This is a genomic window from Pseudomonas kurunegalensis (assembly GCF_030291635.1).
GTDB lineage: Bacteria > Pseudomonadota > Gammaproteobacteria > Pseudomonadales > Pseudomonadaceae > Aquipseudomonas > Aquipseudomonas monteilii.
Genome location: NZ_CP127871.1, coordinates 2,413,877 through 2,439,563 on the forward strand (window position 1 = coordinate 2,413,877; position 25,687 = coordinate 2,439,563).

Genomic DNA, 25,687 nt, shown 5'->3' on the forward strand with positions numbered 1-25,687 from the left:
AGTCATGTGTGGACTGTGTGGCCTGATCGGTGAAGACGCTCACTGGAGCGACCCTCTTGATTCAAGCCTTCCGGCGCGGCGCGAGCGCTTGCGCCGCATCGCCTCGATCAACCAGGTTGTTGCTCCGTTCAGGCTCAAGGTCAGTGACGTTCAAGGCGCTACCTATCTGGTACAGGGGCCTACCGGGAAACAGGGCATTGCCTCAGGCCTGGAGCAACTCTGGCAGGTGGCCGAGGACATCTTGAACCGTAAGCTCGACCCCCTCGACCCAAGAATTCTCGATCATCTGGAGGCGCTGTCATGAGCGTTCAGATCAATGTCCTGACCGGGTTTCTGGGCAGTGGCAAAACCACACTGCTGCAGCGGGTTCTGGCCAATGAAGAGATGGGCGAGACGGCGCTTCTGATCAACGAATTCGGCGAGGTAGGGATTGATGATCTGCTCGTACAGGAGATCGCTCCAGACACCGTTCTGTTGCCGAGCGGGTGCGTTTGCTGCTCGGTGCGAGGTGATCTGAAACAGGCGCTTATCGACCTGCATGACAAGCGCAGTCGAGGTGAAATTCCCGCTTTTCGTCGTGTGCTTCTTGAAACAACAGGCCTTGCAGACCCAGCCCCCATTCTCTCGACGTTGCAGCGTGACCCGCAATTGCGTGGTCGCTACCACCTGGGCCTGCTTGTAACGGTGGTGGACGCTCAGCATGCCGCGCTGCAGGAGCACCTTCACCCTGAGTGGTTGGGGCAGGTCACAGCAGCTGATCGCCTGTTGGTAAGCAAGGCAGACCTGGTAAGTGCCGGGGTGCTCGAACACGTGTTTGCCAACCTGAGGGCACTCAACCCGTCTGCCTCGGTGGCCCTCGCCAGTTCCGTTGTTGCAGGTGACGAGCAGCTTTTGGGCGAGGGCTTGAGAAGCCTTGCACCCGATGAAGAAGTTGCGACGTGGCAGCTGTTCGCGCCCACCACACAACCTCGGCACGCCGGTGCGCGCGTCTGTGCGCTGGAGTATGAAAGGCCGCTGGATTGGCTGGCTTTCGGGGTTTGGCTGTCGATGCTGTTAAGATGCCACGGAGACCAAATTCTGCGGGTCAAAGGGATCTTGAATGTGAGCGACTCCGAACAACCCATCGTGATTCATGGTGTCCAGCACTGCCTTCATGCTCCCGTGCACCTTACCCGTTGGCCAGGCGGTGAGCGGCGCTCACGCCTGGTGATCATTGTGCGAGACCTGGACACCGAGCTGTTGCGCAGATCCTTCGGTGCATTCCTGCAGCACCTGGGGCGTGCGGCATGAGTGGTCCGGTTACATTGCGGGTGCTCGGCACCTCGGTGACGTTGCTCGAATCCATTCGCCTGCGCGCTGAACAAGAGCTGGGCATTCGCATTGAATATCAGGTCCATGATGTGCAAACCGTGCAGCGCATTGCGCTGATGCATCCTGAACGCTATGACCTTTACGATCAGTGGTTTCATAGCATGGACTTTGTCTGGCCTGCGGGCGCGATCCAGCCCATTGATATTCGACGCATCGCTTTGTGGGACGAGATCAACGACCTGGCGAAGCGAGGCAGGTTGCACGCCGACGATCAGCTATCGGGGGGCAGCTTGCCTTGCGATCGCCTGTTCGTTCAGCACGATGGGGGTTTGGCGAATCGGCCAAGCCACTTGATCAGCATGTTGCCGTTGACCCATAACGTCGACAGCTTCGCCTACCGGCCTGATCTGCTGCCGCCAGGGTTTTCTGTCGACAATGAAAGCTGGTCCTGGCTTGTCGACCCGGCCTGGTGCGGCCACGTTGCACTGCAAAGCGATGCGGCGATAGGCGCGCTCGACGCGGCATTGGCCGTGCAGGCCAAGGGCCTTGCCACGTTCGATGTCATTGCGAACCTTCGTCTGGAGGAAATTGACGAGCTTGCCAGGATCCTGATCAAGCTCCAGCGACAAGGGCATTTTGCGGCATTCTGGTCGGATGATCGTGAGGCCGGCAAACTGATGCTTGGCCCGAACGTACACATCGAGAGTGTCTGGTCTCCGGCACTCATGCAACTGCACCGCGAAGGTGTTCAATACCGACAAGCCGTGCCCAAGGAGGGTTACCGGGGCTGGTTTGGCGGCTTATCGCTGTCGCGAGCTGTAGACGGTGTGGTCAAGGACGCAGCGTACGCGTATCTCAACTGGTGGTTGGCGGGTTGGCCTGGGGCGATGATGGCTCGGCAAGGGTTCTACATTTCCAATCCCCTCAGGGCCCGAGACCATCTGTCAGCCGCAGAATGGGACTACTGGTACGAAGGCAAGCCAGCTTCCGAGCAACTGCTGGGAAGCGATGGCGAGCCGCTCATCGAGAAGGGCGAGGTGCGAGAAGGCGGTTCCTATACCGAACGCGTCAGCCGCATCAGTGTCTGGAACTCGGTCATGGACGAGCACAACTACCTGGTGCGCAAATGGGCGGATTTTCTCCGCTCAGGGCGGCATTAACAGGCTTGCTCGGCCGCCGTCTTGCGCGCCGCAGCCAGGATGGTCGCCAGCACGATCAGAGCAGCCCCCGCTGCCATGCGCAGGCTTGGTTGGTCACCAAACAACCACCACGCCCCGATGATCGCGTACACCGGCTCCAGCGCGATGATCATGCCGGCTGTGCGGGCCTCCAGGCCTTCCAGGCTCTTGACGAACAAGAACTGCGAAAGCCCGGTGCAGAACACCCCCAACAGCACCAGGTTGACCCAGTCGCTGCCCTCAAGGCTGGTGTTGCCCAGTTGGGTAAATGCAAACGGCGCCACCAATGCGGCCACCACCACGTTCTGCCAGAAGGCCACCTGCATGGCGTTCATGCTCGAACCGTTGCGACGGTTGGCCACGGTCAGCAAGGCGAACGCCAGACCCGAGCCCAAGCCCCAGAGCAGGCCGATGGTGCCTTTGTCCAGCAGGTCGAAAGTCGGCACCACCAACACCAGGCCGGCGGTAACCATCAGCAGAAGCAAACCTTGCACGGCGCCGATGCGTTGGCCGAACACACCGCGCTCGATCATGGCGATGAACGCCGGGAAGCTGGCAAAGCCCAAGGTGGCCACGGCCACGCCACCCACTTTTACAGCAATGAAGAAGGTCACCCAGTGGGTAGCCAGCAGGGCGCCGGTCAGCCCCAGCACTGGCAGGTTGCGCAAGGTCAGCGCATCAAGCAGGCGCGTACCCTTGAGCCCGGCGACAAAACCCAGGGCAATGAAAGCAAAGGTAGCGCGGCCAAAGGTGATGATGCTGGCGTCGGCCTCGATCAGGTGACCGAGGATACCGGTCAGGCCGAACAGCACAGCGGCGATGTGGGCAACGAGCAGGGCATTACGGTGGCCGGAGGCAGCACCGGCTACGGGGATTGAAGTCGCGATCATGGCAGTCAAGTCTTCACAATGTGGCGCGCGCGAACACTCCCGGCTGGCGCGGCACGGGTCTCTAATACTGGGAGTTTTATCGTTATGAGCCCGGACGAACTGCCCGGTGCAAAAGGGCGCCACAGCGTTGGAATTGTGAAGCGAGGCTGCTTACTCGCGGATACCACGTCGGCCAGCCCACGGCGCGGGGCTGGTCGATGTGTGTATTATCTTTGTATACAGGCGTGTCAGCCGATCGCGGGCGACGTGTGCTTGTCTGATCGCGACATCGGCAGTTGCCTTGCTGCGCCGCGTCACTCTTCGCCGTAGTTCATGATCGACAACAGGCGGATGGGCACCTGCACCAGCTGCTCGGGGCCATGCGGGGTTTCACCGTCGAAGGTCAGGCTGTCGCCGGCATGCATGTGATAGAGCTGGTTGCCATGGCGGTACACCAGTTCGCCCTCCAGCAAGTGGAGGAATTCGGTGCCTGGGTGGGCGAAGGTCGGGAACTCTTCGCTGGCGTCATCCATGCTCACCATGTACGCCTCGAAGTTCTTTTTCGGCCCCCTGGCGTGGTTGAGCAAATGGTAGGTGTGGCCCTTCTCGGTGCCGCGGCGCACCACCTCCAGCCCTTCGCCGGCCTTTACCAGCAAGGCATTGCCGTCGGGCTGGTCATACTGGCTGAACAGCTTGGCCATCGGCATGCCCAGCACATCGCACAGGCGGCTGAGGGTGTCGAGGCTGGTGGACACCTGGGCGTTCTCGATCTTGCTCAGCATGCCTTGGCTGATGCCGGCGATGCGCGCCACGTCGGCGAGCTTGAGGGACTGGGCCTGGCGCTGGCGCTTGATCTGCAGGCCCAGGTACTGCTCCAGGCGAAGGCGCGGTTCGGTTTCGGTCGACATCGAATGTCCTGCACGGTTTCAGTTCAAGAATAAAGATTTCGCACTGGGAAAGTGCGAAAAGCAGCTGCGTTGGCTGCTTCTTTCCTCGGGTGAAAACAAGTTTCCCATAAATAGAGCATAAAAATCTGCCTGGGATTTGAGTGGCCTGTGCCGGCCTCTTCGCGGGTAAACCCGCTCCCACAGCGGGGTGGAGAACTCTGTGGGAGCGGGTTTACCCGCGAAGAGGCCGGTACAGGCAACCTCCAACGAGCGCTCTGGAAAAAGTTGGCAAGCGCATTGCATTCCTGTGAGGAAAGTAAGTTTCTCGTGCGGAATCATTGCCCCTTACCCAGGAGTGTTCAACCCATGTTGCCAGCAGAAACCCAGCGCACCCTCGACCAGCACGGCATCAAGTACGTGCTGGCGCAGTTCGTCGATATCCATGGCTCGGCGAAGACCAAATCGGTGCCGGTCTCGGGCCTGAAGATGGTGGCCGAGGAGGGCGCCGGCTTTGCCGGGTTCGCCATCTGCGGCATGGGCATGGAGCCGCACGGCCCGGACTTCATGGCCCGTGGCGACCTTTCCACCTTGATCCCGGTACCGTGGCAGCCGGGGTACGGCCGGGTGGTGTGTGTGGGGCATGTCAACGGCCAGCCCTGGCCTTACGACAGCCGCTATGTGTTGCAACAACAGGTGCAACGCCTGGCCGACAAGGGCTGGACCTTGAACACCGGCCTGGAGCCGGAATTCAGCCTGTTCCGCCGTGACGAAGGCGGCAAGCTGCAACTGGTGGATGCCTCCGACAACCTCGACAAGCCGTGCTACGACTACAAGGGCCTGTCGCGCTCGCGTCTGTTTCTCGAACGCCTGACCGAGGCACTGCAACCGGTAGGCTTCGACATCTACCAGATCGACCACGAAGACGCCAACGGCCAGTTCGAGATCAACTACACCTACAGCGACGCCATGGAGTCGGCCGACCGCTTCACCTTCTTCCGCATGGCCGCCGGTGAAATCGCCAACGACCTGGGGATGATCTGCTCGTTCATGCCCAAGCCCGACCCCAAGCGCGCCGGCAATGGCATGCACTTCCACCTGTCGCTGGCCAGCAGCACCAACAAGAACCTCTTCCACGACGCATCCGACAGCAGCGGCATGGGCCTGTCGAAGCTGGCCTACCACTTTGCCGCAGGGCTCCTGGCCCACGGCCCGGCGTTGTGTGCCTTCGCGGCACCGACGGTCAACTCCTACAAGCGCCTGGTGGTCGGGCGTTCCTTGTCGGGTTCGACGTGGGCCCCGGCCTTTGTCGCATGGGGGGCCAACAACCGCTCGGCGATGGTGCGCATCCCGTATGGCCGCCTGGAGTTCCGCCTGCCGGACGCCGGTTGCAACCCGTACTTGGTTACCGCCGCGATCATCGCCGCCGGCCTCGATGGCATCGACCGCCAGCTGGACCCGGGCGAGATGTGCAACGAGAACCTCTACAACCTCAGCCTTGAAGAAATTGCCGCACGCGGCATCAAGACCCTGCCGCAATCGCTGAAGGAAGCCGCCGACGCGCTCGAAGCCGATCCGTTGTTCCGCGAGGTGTTGGGCGCCGAGATCGTCGACGAGTTCATCAAGCTCAAGCGCATGGAGTGGGTGGAGTACTGCCGCCATGTCTCCGACTGGGAAATCCAGCGTTACACCGAGTTTTTCTGAGCTGCAAGCTATAAGCCGCAAGCTGCAAGAGAAAGCCAGTGCGCGGTGAACATAAATATCCCGTTCTATTACGGACAACTTGCAGCTTGCCGCTTACAGCTTGCTGCCGAACGTAGTGAGGCTCTTTTATGTGTGGAATCGTAGGTCTGTACCTGAAAAAGCCCGAGCTGGAGGCCCAGCTTGGCAAACTCTTCGAACCCATGCTCGAAGCCATGACCGACCGTGGCCCGGACAGCGCAGGCTTTGCCATCTACGGCGACGAAGTGGCGGATGGCTGGGTCAAGCTGACCCTGCAAGCCACGGACATAAACTACCCCTGGACCACCCTGATGGGCCAGCTGGAAGGGCGCCTGGGCTGCTCGCTGGACTGGTTCCAGAATGCCAGCGCGGCGGTGCTCAAGGTGCATACCAGTGAGGCCGCTGCGCGCCTGGCCCTGAGTGAACTGGCACCGGACGTGCGCATCATGAGCGCCGGGCAAAGCATCGAAATCCTCAAGGGCATGGGCCTGCCGGCTGAAATCTCCAGCCGCTTCGGCTTGGCCGGCATGAAGGGCAGCCACATCATCGGCCATACCCGCATGGCCACCGAAAGCGCCGTTACCATGGAAGGCAGCCACCCGTTCTCCACCGGTGCCGACCTGTGCCTGGTGCACAACGGCTCGCTGTCCAACCACTTCCGCCTGCGCCAGGAACTGAAGCGCGAAGGCATCAGCTTCGAAACCGATAACGACACCGAAGTGGCCGCCGGTTACCTGACCTGGCGTTTGCAGCAAGGAGACACCCTGGCCCAGGCCCTGGATGGTGCGCTGGAAGACCTGGACGGTTTCTTCACCTTCGCCATCGGCACCCGCAACGGCTTTGCCGTGATCCGCGACCCGATTGCCTGCAAGCCGGCAGTGTTGGCCGAGACCGACGACTACGTGGCCATGGCCTCGGAATACCAGGCACTGGCCAGCCTGCCGGGTATCGAGCATGCCAAGGTCTGGGAACCGGCTCCGGCCACCCTGTACGTCTGGGAGCGCGAAAGCGCCTGACCTGCCACCGAACCTCTGGAGAACCTTATGAAAACGATCGACCTGTCCAGCACTTCGGTGCGCGTGCTCAACCAGTCCCTGCACGGCGAGGTGCAGGACCACGAATGGCGGGTGACCCACCCCGATGGCAAACACAACCTGGCCGTGGGCATCAACGCCGCCGTGGCGGTGGATATCGAAGGCCACGCGGGCTACTACTGCGCCGGCATGAATCAGCACGCCAGCGTGACGGTGCATGGCAACGTGGGCGTGGGCGTGGCCGAAAACATGATGTCTGGCTCGGTGCGGGTCAAGGGCAGTGCCTCCCAGGCCGCTGGCGCCACCGCCCATGGCGGGCTGCTGGTGATCGAGGGTGATGCCGGTGCCCGTTGCGGCATTTCCATGAAAGGCGTGGACATCGTGGTGGGCGGCAGCATCGGCCACATGAGCTGCTTCATGGGCCAGGCCGGCCGCCTGGTGGTGTGTGGTGATGCCGGCGATGCGTTGGGCGACTCGCTGTACGAGGTGCAGATCTACGTCAAAGGCTCGGTGCAGTCGCTGGGCTCGGACTGCATCGAAAAAGAAATGCGCGCCGAGCACCTTACAGCGTTGCAGGAGCTGCTGAACAAGGCAGGCCTGGACCACAAGGCCGCCGATTTCAAACGCTACGGCTCGGCCCGCCAGCTGTACAACTTCAAAGTCGACAACGCCAGCGCGTACTGATCCAGGAGCATTCCCATGAGCGAACAATTCCCCCCGGTACTGCGTGAGTCGGCCACCTTCGATCGCCTGACCATCCAGGAAATCCAGCGTGCCGCCGAAACCGGCATCTACGACATTCGCGGTGGTGGCACCAAACGCCGTGTGCCGCACTTCGACGACCTGCTGCTGCTGGGTGCCAGCGTGTCGCGCTACCCGCTGGAAGGCTACCGCGAGAAGTGCGGCACCGATGTGGTGCTGGGCAACCGGTTTGCGAAAAAGCCGATCCACCTGAAAATCCCGGTGACCATCGCCGGCATGAGCTTCGGCGCGCTGTCGGCCAATGCCAAGGAAGCGCTGGGCCGTGGTGCGACCATCGCCGGCACCAGCACCACCACCGGCGACGGCGGTATGACCCCGGAAGAACGCGGCCAGTCGCAGCACCTGGTGTACCAGTACCTGCCGTCGCGTTACGGCATGAACCCGGACGACCTGCGCAAGGCTGACGCCATCGAGATCGTCCTCGGCCAGGGTGCCAAACCGGGCGGTGGCGGCATGCTGTTGGGCATGAAGGTAACCGAGCGCGTTGCCGGCATGCGTACCCTGCCGATCGGCGTCGATCAGCGCAGTGCCTGCCGCCACCCCGACTGGACCGGCCCGGACGACCTGGCGATCAAGATTGCCGAGATCCGTGAGATCACTGACTGGGAAAAGCCCATCTACGTGAAAATCGGCGCCAGCCGCCCGTACTACGACGTCAAGCTGGCAGTGAAGGCCGGTGCCGATGTGATCGTGCTCGACGGCATGCAGGGCGGTACTGCGGCGACGCAGGAGGTGTTCATCGAGCACGTCGGCATCCCGATTCTGCCGGCCATCCCGCAGGCGGTGCAGGCGCTGCAGGAAATGGGCATGCACCGCAAAGTGCAGCTGATTGTCTCGGGCGGTATCCGCAACGGTGCCGACGTGGCCAAGGCCATGGCACTGGGCGCCGATGCGGTGGCCATTGGTACGGCGGCGCTGATCGCCCTGGGTGACAACCACCCGCGACTGGACAGCGAACTGAAGAAGATTGGTTCGGCGGCCGGCTTCTATGACGACTGGCAGAACGGTCGCGACCCGGCCGGCATCACCACCCAGGACCCGGAACTGGCCAAGCGCCTGAACCCGGAAGAGGCCGGGCGTCGGTTGGCCAACTACCTGCGCGTACTGGTGTTGGAAGCGCAGACCATGGCGCGGGCGTGTGGCAAGTCGCACCTGCACAACCTGGACCCGGAGGACCTGGTGGCGTTGACCGTGGAAGCGGCAGCGATGGCACGGGTGCCGCTGGCGGGGACTGCGTGGGTGCCGGGCCAGGCGCAGTACTGATCCATTGGTTATTGGGGCCGCTCTGCGGCCCTTTCGCGACACAAGGCCGCTCCTACAGGGACCGCAGTGCCTGAGCCTGGCGCGGTCCTTGTAGGAGCGGCCTTGTGTCGCGATGGGCTGCACAGCAGCCCCAAGGGCATCACCTTCATTCACACAGGAGTGACTCCATGAAGCACCTCACCCTCGCTGTAATGTTGTTGGCCCTGGCCTCCCAGGCCACTGCCGCTGAAGCGGTGCTGGACACCGGCAACACCGCCTGGATGATCTGCGCCGCGATGTTCGTGCTGATGATGTGCATACCTGGCCTGGCACTGTTCTACGGTGGCATGGTACGGGCGAAGAACTTCCTTTCGGTGTTCACCCAACTGTTTGCCGTAGCGGGTGTGATCGGCATCCTTTGGGTGCTGTTTGGCTACAGCCTGGTGGTCGACACCACGGGGATGGTCGAGGGGCAGTTGACCTTCAACAGCTTCATCGGCGGCCTGGACAAGGCGCTGATGCTGAACATCGGCCACGACAGCCTGGTGGGCACGATCCCGGAAGGTGTGTTCGCGGTGTTCCAGCTGACGTTCGCCATCATCACCCCGGCGCTGATTGCCGGTGGTTTTGCCGAGCGCATGAAGTTCAGTGCGTCATTGCTGTTCATGGGGGCCTGGTTCGTGCTGGTGTATGCGCCGATTGCCCATATGGTGTGGGGCGGGCCGGGGGCGCTGATGGTCAACTGGGGCGTGCTGGACTTTGCCGGTGGCACGGCGGTGCATATCAACTCCGGCGTCGCTGCCTTGGCGGCGGCGCTGATGCTGGGCAAGCGCAAGGGCTATCCGCAAGTCGCCATGCCGCCACACAACCTCGGTTTTACCCTGGTGGGTGCCGGGTTGTTGTGGGTGGGCTGGTTTGGCTTCAACGTGGGGTCGGGGCTGGCGGCCAACGAAGGGGCAGGGGTGGTGATGCTGGCGACCATGGTGGCGGCCTGCTCCGGGATTGTCGGCTGGTTGCTGACCGAGAAGGTGATGCATGGTCGGCCGACTGCCTTGGGTGCGGCTTCAGGCGCGCTGGCTGGCCTGGTGGGGATTACCCCGGCCTGTGCGTTTGTCGGGCCTTTGGGGGCTGTGGTGATTGGTCTGTTGACCGGGGCCATCTGCTTCTTTGCCGTGACCCGGCTGAAACAGGCATTGGGGTATGACGACAGCCTGGACGTGTTCGGGCTGCATGGTGTGGGCGGAATGGTCGGTGCGATCCTGACCGGGGTGTTTGCTGCACCGGCGTTTGGAGGTTATGTGGAGGGCGTATCGCCTATAGGGCAGGCGCTGGTGCAGTTGAAGGGGGTGGCGTTCACCTTCGTTTACTGCTTCGTGGTGAGCTGGGCGATTCTTGGGGCCATCAAGCTGACCGTGGGGCTGCGGGCCAGTCGGGAAGAGGAAGAGCAGGGGCTGGACCTGGCGGAGCACAATGAGCGGGCGTACAACCTCTGACTGATGTGTTGTCTGTTCCGGCCTCTTCGCGGGTGAACCCGCTCCTACACTGGGATGTGCCGCTTATGCCACCGGTGTAGGAGCGGGTTTACCCGCGAAGAGGCCAGTACAGGATGAATCAGTGCCCCATGGCCAACTTGGCACTCATCTGCCGACGACGGTAGGCGCTGTCACGCGAAGCCAGCCACCAGTACAGCGGCGAGGTAACCGCCAAGCCCACCAGCCACGACAGATCCGCCCCATTGATGTGCTCGGAAATCGGCCCGACGTACAGCGGCGTGTTCATGAACGGGATCTGCACCACGATGCCCACCGCATAAGCGATCAGCGCCTGCGGGTTGTAACGGCCGTAGATACCGCCATCGACCTGGAAGATCGACTGGATGTCGTAGTCCCCCTTGTGAATCGCGTAGAAGTCGATCAGGTTGATCGCCGTCCATGGCACCAGCACCACCAACAGCACCAGCACCATGTCGACGAAGTGGCCGATGAAGTCTGCCGAGGCAAACACTGCCACCACACAGCAGGCCGACAGCACGATCAGCGAAAGCACCGCGCGGCTCTTGGCGGTCGGGATCCAGCGGTAGGCGAAGGTTTGCACCAGGGTGATGATCGACAGCACGGCACCATACAGGTTGAGGGCGTTGTGGCTGATGACACTGAGCAGGAACAGCACCAGCATGACCGGGCCGAGGGTACCGGTGGCCAGCTTGACTGCGTCCATGGTGTCCATGCCGGCCGGGATCGCCAGCACCGCCACGGCGCCGAAGATGAACGACAGGCTCGAACCCAGGGCCGAGCCCAGGTAGGTGGTCCAGAAGGTCGAGCTGACTTTCACATCCGCCGGCAGGTAGCGCGAGTAGTCCGACACATAGGGCGCAAAGGCGATCTGCCACAGCGCCGCGAGCGACACGGTGGCCAGCCAGCCGGCCAGGTTGAAGCCGCCGCGGGTGAGGAAGTCGTCGCTTTGCACATGGGTGAAGATGTAGCCGAAACCGACCACGATGCCGATGCCCAGCACCCAGGTGCCGATACGGTTGAGCACATGGATGAAGCGATAGCCGATGATGCCGATGATGCCCGAGCCCAGCGCACCGATGACGATGCCTACCGGTACCGGCACGGCGTCGACCACGCCATGCAGCGACTTGCCGGCGAGCACGATGTTGGAGGCGAAGAAACCGATGTACATGACCCCGGCGATCACCACCACCAGCAGCGCGCCAAGGGTACCGAACTGGGCGCGGCTCTGGATCATCTGCGGGATACCCATTTGCGGGCCCTGGGCCGAGTGCAGCGCCATCAACACACCGCCAACCAGGTGGCCGACCAGGATGGCGATGATGCCCCACACCAGGTTCAGGTGAAACAACTGCACGCCCAGCGCGCCGGTAACGATGGGCAGCGGCGCGATGTTGCCGCCGAACCACAGTGTGAACAGATCCCTTACCTTTCCGTGGCGGTCTTCCGGCGGTACGTAGCCGATCGTGTGTTTTTCTATGAGGGGTGCCGAATTGGCTGCACTGGTCATGACTGACTCCAAGGCAAGGTAGGGCATCGGGAACTGCCCGGGGGCGTGCCGGCGAAGGGCGACGCGTTCTTGTTGGAGCGATGATGCGGGGCGCGGGGATAACGAGAAATTAGTAAATATGTACCCATAAACCTTAAAAAACCTAAGGCTGACAAAAGCTTAAGCGGTGGACGGTAGCAAGGACGGTGCCAGTTGGCGGGAGGGCTTGTAGTAGAGGGGGTTGTGGTCTGGCGGGTTGGTTGTAGTGGGCTGTGCTGGTGCGCTGCGCCCGTTTTCAGGGCGCAGGCAAAACAGTTACATCGGCAACAACCGATCCTGAATCACCTCCTTCATCACCAGTGTCGAGCTTAAACGCTTCACATTGGGAATGCTGGTCAGCTTCTCGTCATACAGCTTCTGAAACGCCGGCAAGTCCTTGGCCACCACGTGCAGCAGGTAGTCCGGGTCACCGAACAGTCGCTGTGCCTCGACAATCTGCGGGATCTCGGCCAGTGCCGCTTCAAAATCCGCCACCGGTTGGCGGGTGACTTCGCGCAGGGTCACGAACACCAGCGCGGCAAAGTTGAGCCCCAGGGCGCTCGGCGCCAGGCGGGCGTGATAGCCCAGAATCGCCCCCGACTCCTCCAGTGCCTTCAGGCGCCGATGGCAGGGCGAGAGGCTGAGCCCCACGCGATCGGCCAGTTCGGTCACCGAGAGGCGACCGTCTTTTTGTAGCTCGGCAAGAATCTTTCGATCAGTCCTGTCCATTGAGAAGGATCTTCCAGTAATTGAACCATGAAGGGGAATATACGAAAGAAAATCCCCGGACGGAATCCGTAATCTTTCGACATCCCAAGGCAGTGGAAAAGGAAGATTCAAGTGGCTATCAGTGTTCTGACGGCATTCTGGGCCGTGTCGATGCTGTTCGTGATTACCCCCGGGGCAGACTGGGCCTACGCTATTTCGGCGGGCATGCGCGGGCGCTGGGTGATGCCGGCGGTGGCGGGCATGCTGTCGGGGCATTTCCTGGCCACCCTGGTGGTGGCGGCTGGGGTCGGCAGCCTGCTGGCCGGCCACCCGTTGGCGCTGACCTTGCTGACCCTGGCAGGGTGCAGCTACCTGTTGTGGCTGGGCGGCAACCTGTTGCTGAGCCCGGCATTACCCGAGGCCGGGCAGGGCGGTGTGGGGGAGTCGGGCTCGCGCTGGGCGTTGAAGGGTTTTTGCGTCAGTGGGTTGAACCCGAAAGTGTTCCTGCTGTTCCTGGCCCTGTTGCCGCAGTTCACCGACCCGCAGTCAAGCTGGCCGGTGCCGTTACAGATCCTGCTGCTGGGCCTGGTGCACCTGTGTAGCTCGCTGGTGATCTATTCGTTGGTCGGCTATGGCGCCAAGGCGGTGCTGAGCACCCGGCCGGGGGCGGCCAGGCTGGTCGGGCGGGTGTCGGGGGTGGCGATGATCACGGTGGCCTTGGGCTTGATAGCGGGGCAGATCAACTGAGTTCACCGGTTTCAAAAGGCTTCAGATAAACTCGCAGCAATCCACAGCACAACCAGGATGTGCCCAATGCCCGAAACAACCCAACTGTTAACGTTTGCCCTGATCTGCCTCGGCATGGTGCTGACCCCAGGGCCGAACATGATCTACCTGATTTCCCGCTCGATCTGCCAGGGGCGCAAGGCCGGCTTGATTTCCCTTGGCGGCGTAGCGCTGGGTTTCGTCATCTACATGTTCTGCGCTGCACTGGGCATCACCGCCCTGGTGATGGCTGTGCCTTTTGCCTACGATGCACTGCGCATCGGTGGCGCGCTGTATCTGCTGTACCTGGCCTGGCAAGCGCTGCGCCCGGGCGGTCGCTCCCCGTTCCAAGTCAAGGACCTGCCGGCGGACAGCCCACGCCGGCTGTTTACCATGGGCTTTGCCACCAGCCTGCTGAACCCCAAGATCGCCGTCATGTACCTGTCGCTGATGCCGCAGTTCATCGAACCCGGCCACGGCAGTGTGCTGGTGCAGTCACTGGTGCTGGGCTCGACGCAGATCGCCATCAGCGTCTCGGTCAATGCATTGATCGCGATCATGGCCGGCTCCATTGCGGTGTTCCTGGCCGGTCGACCGCTGTGGCAGCAGGTTCAGCGCTGGTTGATGGGCACTGTGCTGGCGGGCCTGGCCGTGCGCATGCTGGCTGAAGGGCGTCGCTGAGCGCCAGGCGAGCTGTCGGGTTCAGGTGCCCAGCACCTTCCCGAGTATCTGACACACCTGTTCTGCCGAATAGGGCTTTGCCAGAAAGGCAAAGCCCTGGTGCCCACCCTCAGCAATCGACTCGCTGTAGCCCGAGGTGAGGATGACCGGCAACTGCGGCCGCTGACGCCGCAGTTCACGGGCCAGTGCCAGCCCACCCATGCCGGGCATCACCACATCGGAAAATACCGCATCGAAATGGCCTGCAGGCCCCGCCAACTGGGCCAAAGCATCTTCCGCCGAGCGCGCATAGCTGATCTGGTAACCATGGTCCTCAAGGATTTGTGCAGTGAAGTTGCCAAGGTCGGGGTTGTCTTCCACCACCAGTATTCGTCGCTGCTCACCTTGCGCCTGAGCTTGGGGGCTGGCCGTGGTGTCTGCCGTCGGGGCCGCTGGCGGCGCCTCCTGAGGTAAATAAAGGGTGAACGTGGTGCCCTGACCCGGGATGCTGTGCACCTGCACATCCCCGCCCGACTGCTTGGCAAAGCCGAACACCTGCGAAAGCCCGAGACCGGTGCCTTCGCCTGGCGCCTTGGTGGTGAAGAACGGGTCGAAGATACGCTCCAGCAGTTCTGCGGCAATGCCCACACCGCCGTCACTCACCGAAATCGCCGCAAACGTGCCTGCCTGCGCAGGCTGGCCACGCAAGGCAGGCAGGCGCTGGTCAGCCAGCAAGCGCAGTTGCAACGTGCCTTCACCCGCCATGGCGTCACGGCCATTGAGCATCAGGTTGATCACCGCAGTTTCCAGTTGGCTGAGGTCGGCACGGATGTGGCAAGGCGCTTCTGGCAACTGCAGCTCCACCTGGATGCGCGCACCGGTGGCAGTGTCGAGCATGTCGGCCATGGCTTCCAGCCGTGGCCCGGCTTCGAACACCTGAGGGCTGAGGGCCTGGCGTCTGGCAAAGGCCAGCAACTGCCCCGTCAGCTTGGCGCCGCGGTCGACCGTGTCGGACATGGTCTTGAGGTAGCGCTCGCGGCGCTTTTCATCGAGGCTAGGGCGCTGCAGAAAATGCAGCGAGGAGCGGATGATGGTCAGCAAATTGTTGAAGTCGTGGGCAACACCGCCAGTCAGTTGGCCGATGGCTTCAAGCTTTTGGGTCTGGCGCAGCACGGCTTCGGTGTGCAGCAACTGGCTGGTGCGCTCTTCGACGCGATGTTCGAGGGTGGCATTGAGTGCTTCAAGCGCCGCCATGGCCTCGCGCACTTTGGCATTGGCCTGCACCCGCTGAATGTGGGCCCAGGAGCGTTCGGTGACTTCGCTGAGCAAAGCCAGTTCGTAATCGGTCCATTCGCGCGGCACGCAGTCATGGATGGCCATCAATGCGGTCAGGCGACCGCCTTTTATCAGTGGCATGCAGATGGTGGCAGTGATGCCGATGGCCTGAAAGGTGGCTGCCTCGTCGGCAGCCAGTTCACTGAGGTTGTCGTTGATCACCAGGGGCAGGCCACTGCGCAGGCGGCTGAACGCCAGGCGACCGAAGTCGTGCAACTGGTACTGGCCCACCAGCCGTGGCGCGCCGTGGGCTACCGAGTCACCGCAGATGGTAAAGCCGTCTTCGTCAGGGTCCATTACTGCATAGGCGCAACTGGACAGGCCCAGGTGTTCCACCAGCATACGCGTTGTGGTGGCCAGTATCTGGTCCGGGGCCGTGGCTTCGGCCACGGCGCGGCCGAGTTGGTCAAGGAAGTTGAGGCGCTGGTTGGCGATCACGCTGGCCGTGGTTTCGGTCACGGTGTCGAGCATGCCCAACACCGTGCCGTCATGGTCACGGATGGGGCTGTAGCAGAAGGTGAAATAGGCGCGTTCCGGGCCGCCGTTGCGGTCAATCGTCAGCGGAAAGTCTTCTATGTACACCGCCTCGCCAGCCAAGGCGCGGTCGGCCATGCTGCCGATGTCGGCCCAGGCCTCCTGCCACACGTCGCGGAAGGGGATGCCCAAGGCCAGGGGCTTGCGCCCGAGAATCTGGGTGAAGGCGTCATTGTGCAGGGTGAGCAGGTCCGGGCCCCACAGCACGGCCTGTGGAAAGCGCGATGCCAGGCACAGGGCCAGGGTGGTTTTCAGAGCGTCTGGCCAGTGTTCGAGCGGGCCCAGGGGCGTGGCGGCCCAGTCGTGGTTGCGGATACGTTCGGCCATCAGTCCGCCGCCGTCTAGCCATTTTGCCATGTGCTCTGCCGGTCCGTTTGCGTAAGGCCTCTAGGGTGCACCGAGAATAGGCGATTGGCGAGGGGTTTGTGCAGGCTTGTGCCGGCCTCTGCGCCGGTACGGGCTAGCGAATGAAGTGCACCTTGCCAGTGTCATCGTTGCCCATGTAGATGCCGTAAACCCCTGCCTGCCGCTCAAGGATATAGCGCTCCAGTATCTGCCGGATCGCCGGGTAGTAGATCTCGTCCCACGGAATCTCGTCCGGTTCGAAGAACTTGTACGCCAGCGTCTCCGCCCCGTACTGCCCGGTCTCTTCGATGGCGATGGCGCGGAAGATGATGTACACCTCGCTGATTTTCGGCACGCTGAAAATCGAGTAAGGCGAAACGATGTCGGCACGTACGCCGCTTTCTTCCCACACCTCGCGCAGCGCCGCCTGCTCGGTGGTTTCGCCGGCCTCCATGAAGCCAGCCGGCAAGGTCCAGGTACCCGGGCGCGGGGGGATGGCGCGCTGGCACAGAAGGTACTTGCCATCGCGCTCGATGATGCAACCGGCGATGATCTTCGGGTTGATGTAGTGGATGTAGCCGCAGCCGGTACAGTGCAGGCGTTCGTGGGTATCGCCTGTGGGAACGCCCCGGGCCAGTTCCGTGGTGCAGTGCGGGCAGTAGCGCGGGGCGTTGGGCATGATCAGCGACCTATGCGGGGTTCCTTGAGGGTCAGGGGCTCGACGATTTCGCGTACCTTGGCGTTGTCATCCTGCTTCTGGCGCAGGTAGTCCAGGGCTACCTTGGCGGCAGCGCGGACGTGGTCGACCGAGGCCTGGTGGGCCACCAGCGGGTCGCCGCCTTTGATCGCTTCGACGATCTTTTCCATTTCGCGGTTGCTGGCGCCACGGCGGTTTTCCTGCGACACCGAGGTGGCACGCAGGTAGCTAATGCGCGCCTGCAACTGGCGCAGCTGCTGGGCCGCCACCTGGTTGCCGGAGCCTTCCAGCAGCACGTCATAAAAACCTTGTACCGAGTCCAGCACCTGTTGCAGTTCGCCTTCTTCGAGGGCCTCGCGGTTGACCTCCAGCGCACGTTCCAGGGCACGGATGTCCTTGGCTTTGGCGTTGAGGGTGAACAACTGCACGATCAGGCCTTCGAGCACACAACGCAGCTCGTAGATGTCGCGGGCATCTTCCAGGGTGATGATGGCGACGCGCGGGCCCTTGGCGTCGGCGAATTCCACCAGGCCTTCGGATTCCAGGTGTCGCAGCGCTTCGCGCACCGAGGTACGGCTGACCCCAAGGCGGTCGCAGAGGTCACGCTCGACCAGGCGGTCGCCTGGCAGCAGGTGGAAGTTCATGATCGCGGCGCGCAGCTTGTCGAGCACGATTTCGCGCAGGGTAACGGGGTTGCGGTTGACCTTGAAGCTGTCGTCGAGTGGCTGGCGTTTCATCAGGTGCGCTCTTTATGAGGCTGTTGCGCCAACATCGCGGAACGCCCCGAACCGAGGCTTTCCATGCAGTGGTTCGAACAGCCCGTTGTTAACGGGTTGGCTCCGCATCGGCTTCGGCAAACGCTTCACGGGCCAGGCGGAAGCTGTCCACCGCCGCGGGTACGCCGCAGTAAATGCCGACCTGGAGCAGGATTTCGCGAATCTGTTCACGGCTCAGGCCATTGCGCAGTGCGCCCCGAATGTGCAGCTTGAGTTCGTGGGGCCGGTTGAGCGCGGAAATCATGGCCAAGTTTATCATGCTGCGCTCTTTGAGCGACAAGCCTTCGCGGCCCCAGACGTGGCCCCAGCAGTATTCTGTGACCAGTTCCTGCAACGGCTGGGTGAACGCGTCGGCGTTCTGGATCGAGCGGTTGACGTAGTCCTCGCCCAGCACCTGAGTGCGGATGGCCAGGCCTTTGTCGTACTTTTCGTTGCTCATGTGCCGTACTCCGGAATAAAACAGGGGCCGCAACCGAGGGTGAGACGATTAGCGCGGCCCCTAAAAGGATGATCAGCCAAGCGGGGGCAGGGCGCCCAGCTTGCCTTTGTGGTAAACCATCGGCGTTGCCGGCTGCTCGGGCAGCACCAGGTTTTTCACAGCGCCCACGATGATCGCGTGGTCCCCGCCGTCATACTCGCGCCACAGTTCGCACTCGATGATCGCCGTAGCCTTGGCCAGCAGCGGGTTGCCCAGCTCGCTCAGGTGCCAGTCGATGCCTTTGGCCTTGTCCTTGCCCTTGCCGGCGAAGGCATAGGCTTCGGCAGTCTGGTCGGCGGACAGCAGGTGGATCGCGAACTGCTTGCTGTCGCGCAGGATCGGGTAGGTGTCGGAGGCGTAGTTGGGGCAGAACAGCACCAGCGCCGGGTCGATCGACAGCGCGCTGAAGGCGCTGGCGGTGATGCCGACGATGGCGCCGTCGGCGTCCAGGGTGGTGACTACCGTGACGCCGGACGGGAAGGAGCCCATCACGTCTTTGTAGATGCCGGGTTCGATCATCTCGTGTTCCTCTTAACGCATCACGAACGGGTCGGGCATCGGCGCGGTGGACAGGTTGATCCACACGGTCTTCAGCTCGGTATAGGCCAGCACCGAATCGATGCCGCTCTCGCGGCCGTAGCCGCTGTTCTTGAAGCCGCCGATCGGTGCCATGGCCGACACGGCGCGGTAGGTGTTGACCCAGATGATCCCCGAGCGCACGTCGCGGGCCAGGCGGTGGGCACGGCCCAGGTCGCGGGTCCAGATGCCGGCGGCGAGGCCGAACTGCGAGTCGTTGGCGATGGCCAGTGCCTCTTCCTCGGTTTTGAAGCGGATCACCGCAGCAACCGGGCCGAACACCTCTTCCTGCATGATGGTCATCGCGTTGCTGTCGCACTCGAACAGGGTCGGCTCGTAGAACCAGCCGTCACCTTCGACCTCGGCACGCTTGCCGCCCATGTGCAGTTTGGCACCTTCGGCCTTGGCAGCAGCGACCAGGCCTTCAACCACCGCGAGTTGTTGCGCGGTTGCCATGGGGCCCATTTCGCTGGCGTCGTCCTGCGGGTTGCCGATGCGAATGCGCTTGGCGCGGGCAATCAGGCGTTCGACGAACTCGTCGAAGATCTCGTCCTGCACCAGCAGGCGCGAGCCGGCCACGCAGCTTTGCCCGGAGGCGGCATAGATGCCGGCCACGGCGCCATTGATGGCGCTGTCCAGGTCGGCGTCGGCAAAGATGATGTTCGGCGACTTGCCGCCCAGCTCCAGCGACAGCTTGGCGAAGTTTTCGGCACTGCTGCGCACGACGTGGCGGGCGGTGGCGGCGCCGCCGGTGAAGGCGATCTTGCGCACCAGCGGGTGGCGGGTCAGCGCTGCGCCGGTGCTTGGGCCGTAACCGGTGACCACGTTGACCACACCGGCCGGGAAACCGGCCTCAAGGGCCAGGCGGGCCAGTTCGAGGATGGTCGCCGAAGCGTGCTCGGACGGCTTGAGCACGATGGTGTTGCCGGCGGCGAGGGCCGGGGCCAGCTTGATCGCGGTGAGGTACAGCGGGCTGTTCCACGGGATGATGCCGGCCACCACGCCAATCGGCTCGTGCACGGTGTAGGCGAACAGGTCGGGCTTGTCCAGTGGCAGGGTGCCGCCTTCGAGCTTGTCAGCCAGGCCTGCGGTGTAGTGGAAGAACTCTGGCAGGTAGCCCACCTGGCCGCGGGTTTCGCGGATCAGCTTGCCGTTGTCGCGGCTTTCCAGCTGGGCCAGGTGCTCCTTGTTTTCGGCAATCAGGTCGCCCAGGCGACGCAGCAGCTTGCCGCGCGCGGTGGCGGTGATGCTGCGCCATTCCTTGCTGTCGAAGGCACGCTGGGCGGCCTGCACCGCCAGTTCGACGTCGGCTTCATCGGCGTCGGGCAGTTGCGCCCAGGCCTGAGCGGTGGCCGGGTTGAGGCTGTCGAAGGTCTTGCCGCTCTGGGCATCGCGCCATTGGCCGTCGATGCACATCTGGAAACGAACGAGGGTCATGCAACAATCCCCTTGGCGGATTCGGTGAGGGTGCGGGCTTGCGCGAGGAAGTCCAGCAGCATCTTGTTGACTTCACGCGGTGCTTCTACCGGCATCATATGCCGTTGCTCGGCGAGGACCACACTGTGCGCCCCAGGAATGCTGGCGGCGAGCTGGCGGGTCATGGCCGGGGTAGAGCCCGAGTCGAGTTCGCCGGTGGCGATCAGCGTCGGCACCTGGATGCTGCCCAGGTCGCTGGCGCGGTACATGTCCTGGGTGGCGAACAGCGAATAAGTGGTGTGGTAGCCCTGCGGGTCGTTGCTCGCCAGTACCTGGCGGATGGCGGCGACCTGCGCCGGGTTGGCAGCCTTGTATTCACGGCTGAACCAGCGGTCCAGGGCGGCGTCGACGTTGGCGTCGGGGCCCAGCTGCGCCGCCTGGGCGGCGCGGGCGATAACGCCGGCACTCTGCTCGGGGGTGCGGTTGAACACGCTGTTGAGTACCACCAGTGCTGCCAGGCGTTGCGGGTAGTTCAGGGCAAATGCACGGGCAACCAGGCCGCCCATGGAGAAGCCGATCACGGTGGCTTGTGTGATTTGCAGGTGGTCGAGCAGTTCGGCGAGCTGGGCGGCGTAGCCTTCCAGGCCGATGTCGGCAGCCGGCAGGGCGCTTTGGCCGTGGCCGAGCATGTCGTAGGCGATGACGCGGTAGTCGTTGGCCAGGCCAACGATCTGACCGCCCCACATTTCCTTGTTCAGGCCCACGCCGTGGATCAATACCACGGGTTGGCCCTGGCCGACGGACAGGTAGCTGGTGCCGGCAGGGGTGTGTTCAGCAACAGGCTGAATCATGGAGGGCGCTCCTTGAAGGTCGGGCGCGGCGGGTAAGCACGCCACGCCCCGGCCCCGTTTTGGTTGTTGTTATTGAGCGTTGGCTTTTTCGGCAGCCAGTTCTTCCAGGTCGATGTAGCGGTTGCCGATGCGCGGGTGCAGGCGGCCGCCGTCGGCAGCGCCGAGGACCACGACGATTTCATCGGCACGCGGGGCGTCTTCGATCTGCATTTCCAGGGTGATGTAGTGCGAACGCAGGCCTTCGTCGTCCTTCTGCATCATCGGGATCTGGATCGAGGTGCCTGGGCCGCCACGTTTGTTGGTGAAGCTCAGGTAGCTCTTGGCCTGTACCGCTTCGCGGTAGTGGTTGCCGAAGCGCAGGGTGTGGATCACCGCCGAGGCGTGCTCGATTTCGCCATCGGCGCCCACTACAGCAGCTTTACCGTAGGCTTCGATCTTGTCGGCACCGCCGATGGCGGCAGTCAGGCGCTCGACCATCAGGGCACCCAGGTCCGAGCAGTTGGCGCGGATTTCCGGCTTCAGATCTTCAACAAAACCGCGACCGGCCCATGGGTTCTTGATCACGACGGCCAAGCCGACCATGGTCACCGGCTTGTCGGTGGCCTTGCCGCCTTCGATGCGGGTCTCTTCGGAGTAGGTGACGATCTTGCGGATTTCGAAACTCATGGGTGGCTCCTGGTGAGGGTTATCAGCTCTTGTTGTCTGATGGTATACCATAATATTTGTTGTGCAAGAGGGGGCTGGAAATTTCTCTTGTGAGGGGACGAAAGGTGTATGCCTTGAGGGTTGTGGCGTCTGATAGATCGAGCGCCGCCCGCGCGGCGCATCGCGAGCAAGCTCGCTCCTACATTTGTTTCGGGCCAGTTATTCCTGTGGGATTTGCGCGCGAACGCCGTGGCGCATGGCGCAATATCGCGTCGTACAAACAAGGCGGTCGTGTGCGCTGGCACAGGCATTACTGGCCCGAAACAAATGTAGGAGCGAGCTTGCTCGCGATGCGCCGCGCGGGCGGCGCTCGATCTCCCACGCACCACAAACCCCAAGGCCTACACTCCAAAAAAAGCCCGCTCACGCAGGCCGCAGGGGCCCACGTGAGCGGGCGCGTCCCGCAATGATTCAGGCAATGGGAATTCAGGCGAACGCCGGCACCACTTCCTTGATGAACAGCTCCAGCGACTTCTTCTTCTCGGCGTGGGGCAGGCTGTTGTCGCACCAGAAGCTGAACTCGTCGACACCGAGCTCCTGGTAGTACTTGATGCGCGCAATGATTTCTTCCGGAGTGCCGATCATGGTGTTCTTGCGGATGTTCTCCAGCTCGAACGCCGGCACTTCGGCGAACTTCGACTCCGGGCTTGGCTCCAGGAAGCCGTTGACCGGGGTGGTCTTGTTGCCGAACCAGGCGTCGAAGGTGCGGTAGAAGCGCGAGATGGCCTGGGCGCCGACTTTCCAGCCTTCCGGCTCGGCCGGGCTGTGTACATGGGTGTGGCGCAGCACCATCAGTTGCGGGCGCGGCACATCCGGGTTGTTGTCCAGGGCGGCCTGGAACTTGTTCTTCAGGTCCAGCACTTCTTCGTCCCCCTTCATCAGCGGGGTGACCATGACGTTGCAGCCGTTGGCCACGGCGAAGTTATGCGAGTCCGGGTCGCGGGCAGCGATCCACATCGGTGGGGTGGCGTTGAACGGCTTCGGTACGCTGGTGGAAGTGGGGAACTTGTAGACTTCGCCGTCGTGGGCGTAGTCGCCTTCCCACAGCTTGCGCACCACCGGCACCATCTCGCGCAGCGCCTTGCCACCGTCGGTGGCCGGCATGCCGTTGGCCATGCGGTCGAATTCGAACTGGTAGGCGCCACGGGCCAGGCCCACTTCCATGCGCCCGTTGCTGATCACATCGAGCAGGGCGCATTCACCCGCCACGCGGATCGGGTTCCAGAACGGCGCGATGATGGTGCCGGCGCCCAGGCGGATCTTGTCGGTGCGTGCGGCCAGGTAGGCCAGCAGCGGCATCGGGCTTGGCGAAATGGTGTATTCCATGGCGTGGTGTTCGCCAATCCACACGGTGCTGAAACCGCCGTTTTCGGCCATCAGGGTCAGTTCGGTCAGGTCTTCGAACAGCTGGCGGTGGCTGACCTGTTCATCCCAACGTTCCATGTGTACGAACAACGAAAATTTCATGGGGCTTTCCTCAACGCTTGAAAGGGGCTGGCGCCGGGCAGGGGAGGCGCCAGGGGGCTCGATTCAGAATAGGCTTCAGGCAAAGGCCGGCAGGCTCGCCATTTTGCCGCGGCAGTACACCATCGGCCGTGGCGCTTCTGCAGGGACGATCAGGTTGTGCACCTTGCCGACCATGATGGCGTGGTCGCCACCTTCATATTCACGCCACAGTTCGCATTCGATAACAGCGGTGGCGCCGGCCAGGATGGGGTTACCCAGTTCGCTCAGGGTCCACTCGATACCACTGGCCTTGTCCTTGCCTTTTTTGGCGAACGCATAGGCTTCTGCCTGCTGTTCACCCGAGAGCAGGTGAATGGCGAAACGCTTCTGCTTGATCAGCACAGGGTAGGAATCGGAGGTGTAGTTGGGGCAGAACAGCACCAGCGGCGGGTCCATCGACAGGGAGGAGAAGGCGCTGGCGGTCAGGCCGACAACCGAGCCGTCATCGTCCAGGGTAGTGATGACGGTAACGCCGGACGGGAAGGAGCCCAGGACGTGTTTGTAGACGGTTGCGTCGATCATCGGGTGTACCTCTAAAGGGCTGCGGTGGTCCGCGGTTTTTATCGTTGATGTGTCTGATGGTATACCGTAATACCTATTTTGCAAGCGGAATTTTCAACGCTGATTTTTCACGATGAACGGCTCAAGGCCACGTAAATAGAGGCTTTGAGCGATGAGGCGGTTTGTCGCAGGGGTTTCGCGAGCAGATCAGCGGCCGTTTTTTCCTGCGGATCAGTGTTGTCAAAAGTTTGGAATACCATAATATGGTCCGCAGCTGAGAGGCCGCCCTAGATGCGGTTTCCTTACAACGATAAAAACGACCTTTCGAGCTGAATCCTATGTCCCAACCGTCGTCGCAACACCAGTTTGTCGAGAATCACACGGTCGATTACGTTCCACCTGCCGAGCGCCACGGGAAGGCGCGCGACCTGTTCACCCTCTGGTTCAGTACCAACATTGCGCCACTGCCTATCGTCACCGGCGCCATGGTGGTCCAGGTGTTCCACCTCAATCTGTTATGGGGGCTGATTGCCATTGTGCTGGGCCATCTGGTCGGCGGCGTGGTCATCGCCCTGGCCTCTGCGCAGGGACCGCAGCTGGGCATTCCACAGATGGTGCAGAGCCGTGGCCAGTTCGGCCGCTACGGCGCCTTGCTGATCGTGTTCTTCACCGCGCTGATCTATGTCGGCTTCTTCATTTCCAACATTGTCCTGGCGGGCAAGACCATCCATGGCATCACCCCAAGCGTGCCGATGCCGGGCGCGATCGTGATCGGTGCCCTCAGCGCCACTGCCATTGGCGTGATCGGTTATCGCTTCATTCATATTCTGAACCGTATCGGTACCTGGGTGATGGGTTCGGCACTGGTGGCAGGCTTCATCATGATGTTCGCCCAGGACCTGCCGGCCGACTTCTTCAGCCGTGGTGCATTCAACCTGTCAGGCTTCATCGCCACCGTATCGTTGGGCACCATCTGGCAGATCAGCTTCTCGCCATACACCTCCGACTACTCGCGCTACCTGCCGCGTGAAGTAGGCATCGCCAAGCCGTTCTGGGCCACGTACTTCGGCGCCACCCTGGGCACCATCCTGTGCTTCAGCTTTGGTGCGGTGGCGGTGCTGTGCGTGCCGGAAGGCACCGACGCCATGGATGCGGTGAAACAGGCCACCGGCTGGTTGGGCCCGATCCTGATGGTGCTGTTCCTGCTCAACATCATCAGCCACAACGCCCTCAACCTGTATGGCGCGGTGTTGTCGATCGTGACTGCGATCCAGACCTTCATGGCCGATTGGACGCCGAGCATCAAGGTGCGGGTGATCCTGGCATCGGTGATTCTGGTGGGCTGCGGGATGGTTGCCCTGAACGCCTCGGCGGATTTCATTGGCCACTTCATCGGCCTGATCCTGGCGCTGCTGCTGGTGCTGGTGCCGTGGGCTTCGATCAACCTGATCGACTTCTACCTGATCAAGAAGGGGCAGTACGACATTGCGTCGATCTTCAGTGCTGATGGCGGTGTCTATGGCCGCTTCAATCACCACGCGATCATTGCCTATGCGTGCGGGATTCTGGTGCAACTGCCGTTTGCCAATACGTCGCTGTATGTGGGGCCGTATTCCAACCTTGTCGAAGGGGCGGACTTGTCCTGGTTGTTCGGGTTGATCGTCACGGTGCCGCTGTATTACTGCCTGGCGACGCGCGGCAAGGCTGCCGAGAAACCGGGGCGGGTTGTGGGTGTCAACGACTGATAGAACGTTGTAGCAGTAACTGGGGCCGCTTTGCGGCCCTTTCGC

25 protein-coding genes are annotated in these 25,687 nt (G+C 62.4%); 11 read left to right on the plus strand and 14 right to left on the minus strand.

All coding sequences use genetic code 11. From position 1 onward, the window contains the following. The first annotated feature begins 4 nt into the window (after window positions 1-4). The 3 genes from QQ992_RS10820 to QQ992_RS10830 are packed head-to-tail and all read left to right on the plus strand — an operon-like array spanning window position 5 to window position 2,471. On the plus strand, window positions 5-304 hold the full coding sequence (locus QQ992_RS10820) for a hypothetical protein (protein WP_110741127.1): 300 nt from the start codon (window positions 5-7) through the stop codon (window positions 302-304). Beyond that, window positions 301-1,290: a CobW family GTP-binding protein gene (locus tag QQ992_RS10825; protein WP_286113350.1), complete on the plus strand. Its 990-nt coding sequence runs from the start codon at window positions 301-303 to the stop codon at window positions 1,288-1,290. Before QQ992_RS10820 ends, QQ992_RS10825 begins: the two co-directional genes overlap by 4 nt. Beyond that, the gene (locus QQ992_RS10830; protein ID WP_286113351.1) at window positions 1,287-2,471 is read left to right on the plus strand and encodes an ABC transporter substrate-binding protein; all 1,185 of its coding nucleotides are present in this window, start codon (window positions 1,287-1,289) and stop codon (window positions 2,469-2,471) included. The genes QQ992_RS10825 and QQ992_RS10830 overlap by 4 nt, the downstream gene beginning before the upstream one ends. Here the strand turns inward: QQ992_RS10830 and QQ992_RS10835 are convergent. Next, entirely contained in the window at window positions 2,468-3,379 is a 912-nt protein-coding gene (locus QQ992_RS10835) for a DMT family transporter (protein ID WP_286113352.1), read from the minus strand. The genes QQ992_RS10830 and QQ992_RS10835 overlap by 4 nt on opposite strands. 293 nt (window positions 3,380-3,672) lie before the next feature. Next, on the minus strand, window positions 3,673-4,266 hold the full coding sequence (locus QQ992_RS10840; RefSeq protein WP_016715694.1) for a helix-turn-helix domain-containing protein: 594 nt from the start codon (window positions 4,264-4,266) through the stop codon (window positions 3,673-3,675). Window positions 4,267-4,611: 345 nt separating this feature from the next. On the opposite strand from QQ992_RS10840, the gene glnT reads away from it, so the two are divergent. From glnT to QQ992_RS10865, 5 genes are all read left to right on the plus strand, one after another. After that, window positions 4,612-5,946 carry a type III glutamate--ammonia ligase gene (gene glnT / locus QQ992_RS10845; protein WP_198752507.1) on the plus strand — a complete coding sequence of 445 codons (1,335 nt, stop codon included), beginning with the start codon at window positions 4,612-4,614 and terminating at the stop codon, window positions 5,944-5,946. 128 nt (window positions 5,947-6,074) lie between these two features. Then, window positions 6,075-6,980: a class II glutamine amidotransferase gene (locus QQ992_RS10850; RefSeq protein ID WP_286113353.1), complete on the plus strand. Its 906-nt coding sequence runs from the start codon at window positions 6,075-6,077 to the stop codon at window positions 6,978-6,980. Window positions 6,981-7,007: 27 nt separating this feature from the next. Further along, window positions 7,008-7,682: a GltB/FmdC/FwdC-like GXGXG domain-containing protein gene (locus QQ992_RS10855; RefSeq protein ID WP_110741123.1), complete on the plus strand. Its 675-nt coding sequence runs from the start codon at window positions 7,008-7,010 to the stop codon at window positions 7,680-7,682. A gap of 15 nt (window positions 7,683-7,697) precedes the next feature. Next, complete coding sequence (locus QQ992_RS10860; RefSeq protein ID WP_016715698.1) at window positions 7,698-9,023, plus strand: FMN-binding glutamate synthase family protein; 1,326 nt, start codon at window positions 7,698-7,700, stop codon at window positions 9,021-9,023. Window positions 9,024-9,190: 167 nt separating this feature from the next. Further along, on the plus strand, window positions 9,191-10,495 hold the full coding sequence (locus tag QQ992_RS10865) for an ammonium transporter (protein ID WP_286113354.1): 1,305 nt from the start codon (window positions 9,191-9,193) through the stop codon (window positions 10,493-10,495). 118 nt (window positions 10,496-10,613) lie between these two features. Here QQ992_RS10865 and QQ992_RS10870 read toward each other — a convergent pair whose 3' ends face one another. Both QQ992_RS10870 and QQ992_RS10875 read right to left on the minus strand, forming a co-directional pair. Then, the gene (locus QQ992_RS10870) at window positions 10,614-12,026 is read right to left on the minus strand and encodes a purine-cytosine permease family protein (RefSeq protein WP_286113355.1); all 1,413 of its coding nucleotides are present in this window, start codon (window positions 12,024-12,026) and stop codon (window positions 10,614-10,616) included. A gap of 294 nt (window positions 12,027-12,320) precedes the next feature. Next, on the minus strand, window positions 12,321-12,773 hold the full coding sequence (locus QQ992_RS10875; RefSeq protein WP_012271902.1) for an Lrp/AsnC family transcriptional regulator: 453 nt from the start codon (window positions 12,771-12,773) through the stop codon (window positions 12,321-12,323). Window positions 12,774-12,884: 111 nt separating this feature from the next. Between QQ992_RS10875 and QQ992_RS10880 the strand changes: the two genes are divergently transcribed. Together QQ992_RS10880 and QQ992_RS10885 are read left to right on the plus strand one after the other, a co-directional pair. Continuing rightward, on the plus strand, window positions 12,885-13,499 hold the full coding sequence (locus QQ992_RS10880; protein ID WP_110741121.1) for a LysE family translocator: 615 nt from the start codon (window positions 12,885-12,887) through the stop codon (window positions 13,497-13,499). A 66-nt stretch (window positions 13,500-13,565) separates the two neighbouring features. Continuing rightward, entirely contained in the window at window positions 13,566-14,198 is a 633-nt protein-coding gene (locus QQ992_RS10885; RefSeq protein WP_105948578.1) for a LysE family translocator, read from the plus strand. A gap of 21 nt (window positions 14,199-14,219) precedes the next feature. Here QQ992_RS10885 and QQ992_RS10890 read toward each other — a convergent pair whose 3' ends face one another. From QQ992_RS10890 to QQ992_RS10935, 10 genes are all read right to left on the minus strand, one after another. Next, window positions 14,220-16,403 (minus strand): GAF domain-containing hybrid sensor histidine kinase/response regulator, encoded by a 2,184-nt coding sequence (locus QQ992_RS10890; RefSeq protein ID WP_286113356.1) that lies wholly within the window; start codon window positions 16,401-16,403, stop codon window positions 14,220-14,222. A gap of 103 nt (window positions 16,404-16,506) precedes the next feature. Next, window positions 16,507-17,070, minus strand: a complete 564-nt coding sequence (locus QQ992_RS10895; protein WP_286113357.1) for an NUDIX hydrolase — start codon at window positions 17,068-17,070, stop codon at window positions 16,507-16,509. A 2-nt stretch (window positions 17,071-17,072) separates the two neighbouring features. Continuing rightward, window positions 17,073-17,825: a GntR family transcriptional regulator gene (locus tag QQ992_RS10900; protein WP_286113358.1), complete on the minus strand. Its 753-nt coding sequence runs from the start codon at window positions 17,823-17,825 to the stop codon at window positions 17,073-17,075. A gap of 88 nt (window positions 17,826-17,913) precedes the next feature. After that, on the minus strand, window positions 17,914-18,303 hold the full coding sequence (locus tag QQ992_RS10905; RefSeq protein ID WP_119369642.1) for a carboxymuconolactone decarboxylase family protein: 390 nt from the start codon (window positions 18,301-18,303) through the stop codon (window positions 17,914-17,916). 72 nt (window positions 18,304-18,375) lie between these two features. After that, window positions 18,376-18,861 (minus strand): flavin reductase family protein, encoded by a 486-nt coding sequence (locus QQ992_RS10910; protein WP_016715707.1) that lies wholly within the window; start codon window positions 18,859-18,861, stop codon window positions 18,376-18,378. 12 nt (window positions 18,862-18,873) lie between these two features. After that, a complete protein-coding gene (locus tag QQ992_RS10915) occupies window positions 18,874-20,355 on the minus strand; it encodes an aldehyde dehydrogenase (protein ID WP_286113359.1) in 1,482 nt (493 codons plus the stop codon). Further along, complete coding sequence (locus QQ992_RS10920) at window positions 20,352-21,185, minus strand: alpha/beta fold hydrolase (RefSeq protein WP_286113360.1); 834 nt, start codon at window positions 21,183-21,185, stop codon at window positions 20,352-20,354. The genes QQ992_RS10915 and QQ992_RS10920 overlap by 4 nt, the downstream gene beginning before the upstream one ends. A gap of 69 nt (window positions 21,186-21,254) precedes the next feature. Next, on the minus strand, window positions 21,255-21,851 hold the full coding sequence (locus QQ992_RS10925) for an amino acid synthesis family protein (protein ID WP_016715710.1): 597 nt from the start codon (window positions 21,849-21,851) through the stop codon (window positions 21,255-21,257). Between the two features lie 465 nt (window positions 21,852-22,316). Beyond that, window positions 22,317-23,357, minus strand: a complete 1,041-nt coding sequence (locus tag QQ992_RS10930) for an LLM class flavin-dependent oxidoreductase (RefSeq protein ID WP_016715711.1) — start codon at window positions 23,355-23,357, stop codon at window positions 22,317-22,319. Window positions 23,358-23,432: 75 nt separating this feature from the next. Further along, a complete protein-coding gene (locus tag QQ992_RS10935) occupies window positions 23,433-23,918 on the minus strand; it encodes a flavin reductase family protein (RefSeq protein ID WP_060497080.1) in 486 nt (161 codons plus the stop codon). A gap of 317 nt (window positions 23,919-24,235) precedes the next feature. On the opposite strand from QQ992_RS10935, the gene QQ992_RS10940 reads away from it, so the two are divergent. Further along, window positions 24,236-25,642, plus strand: a complete 1,407-nt coding sequence (locus QQ992_RS10940) for a purine-cytosine permease family protein (protein WP_286113361.1) — start codon at window positions 24,236-24,238, stop codon at window positions 25,640-25,642. Window positions 25,643-25,687 lie beyond the last annotated feature (45 nt).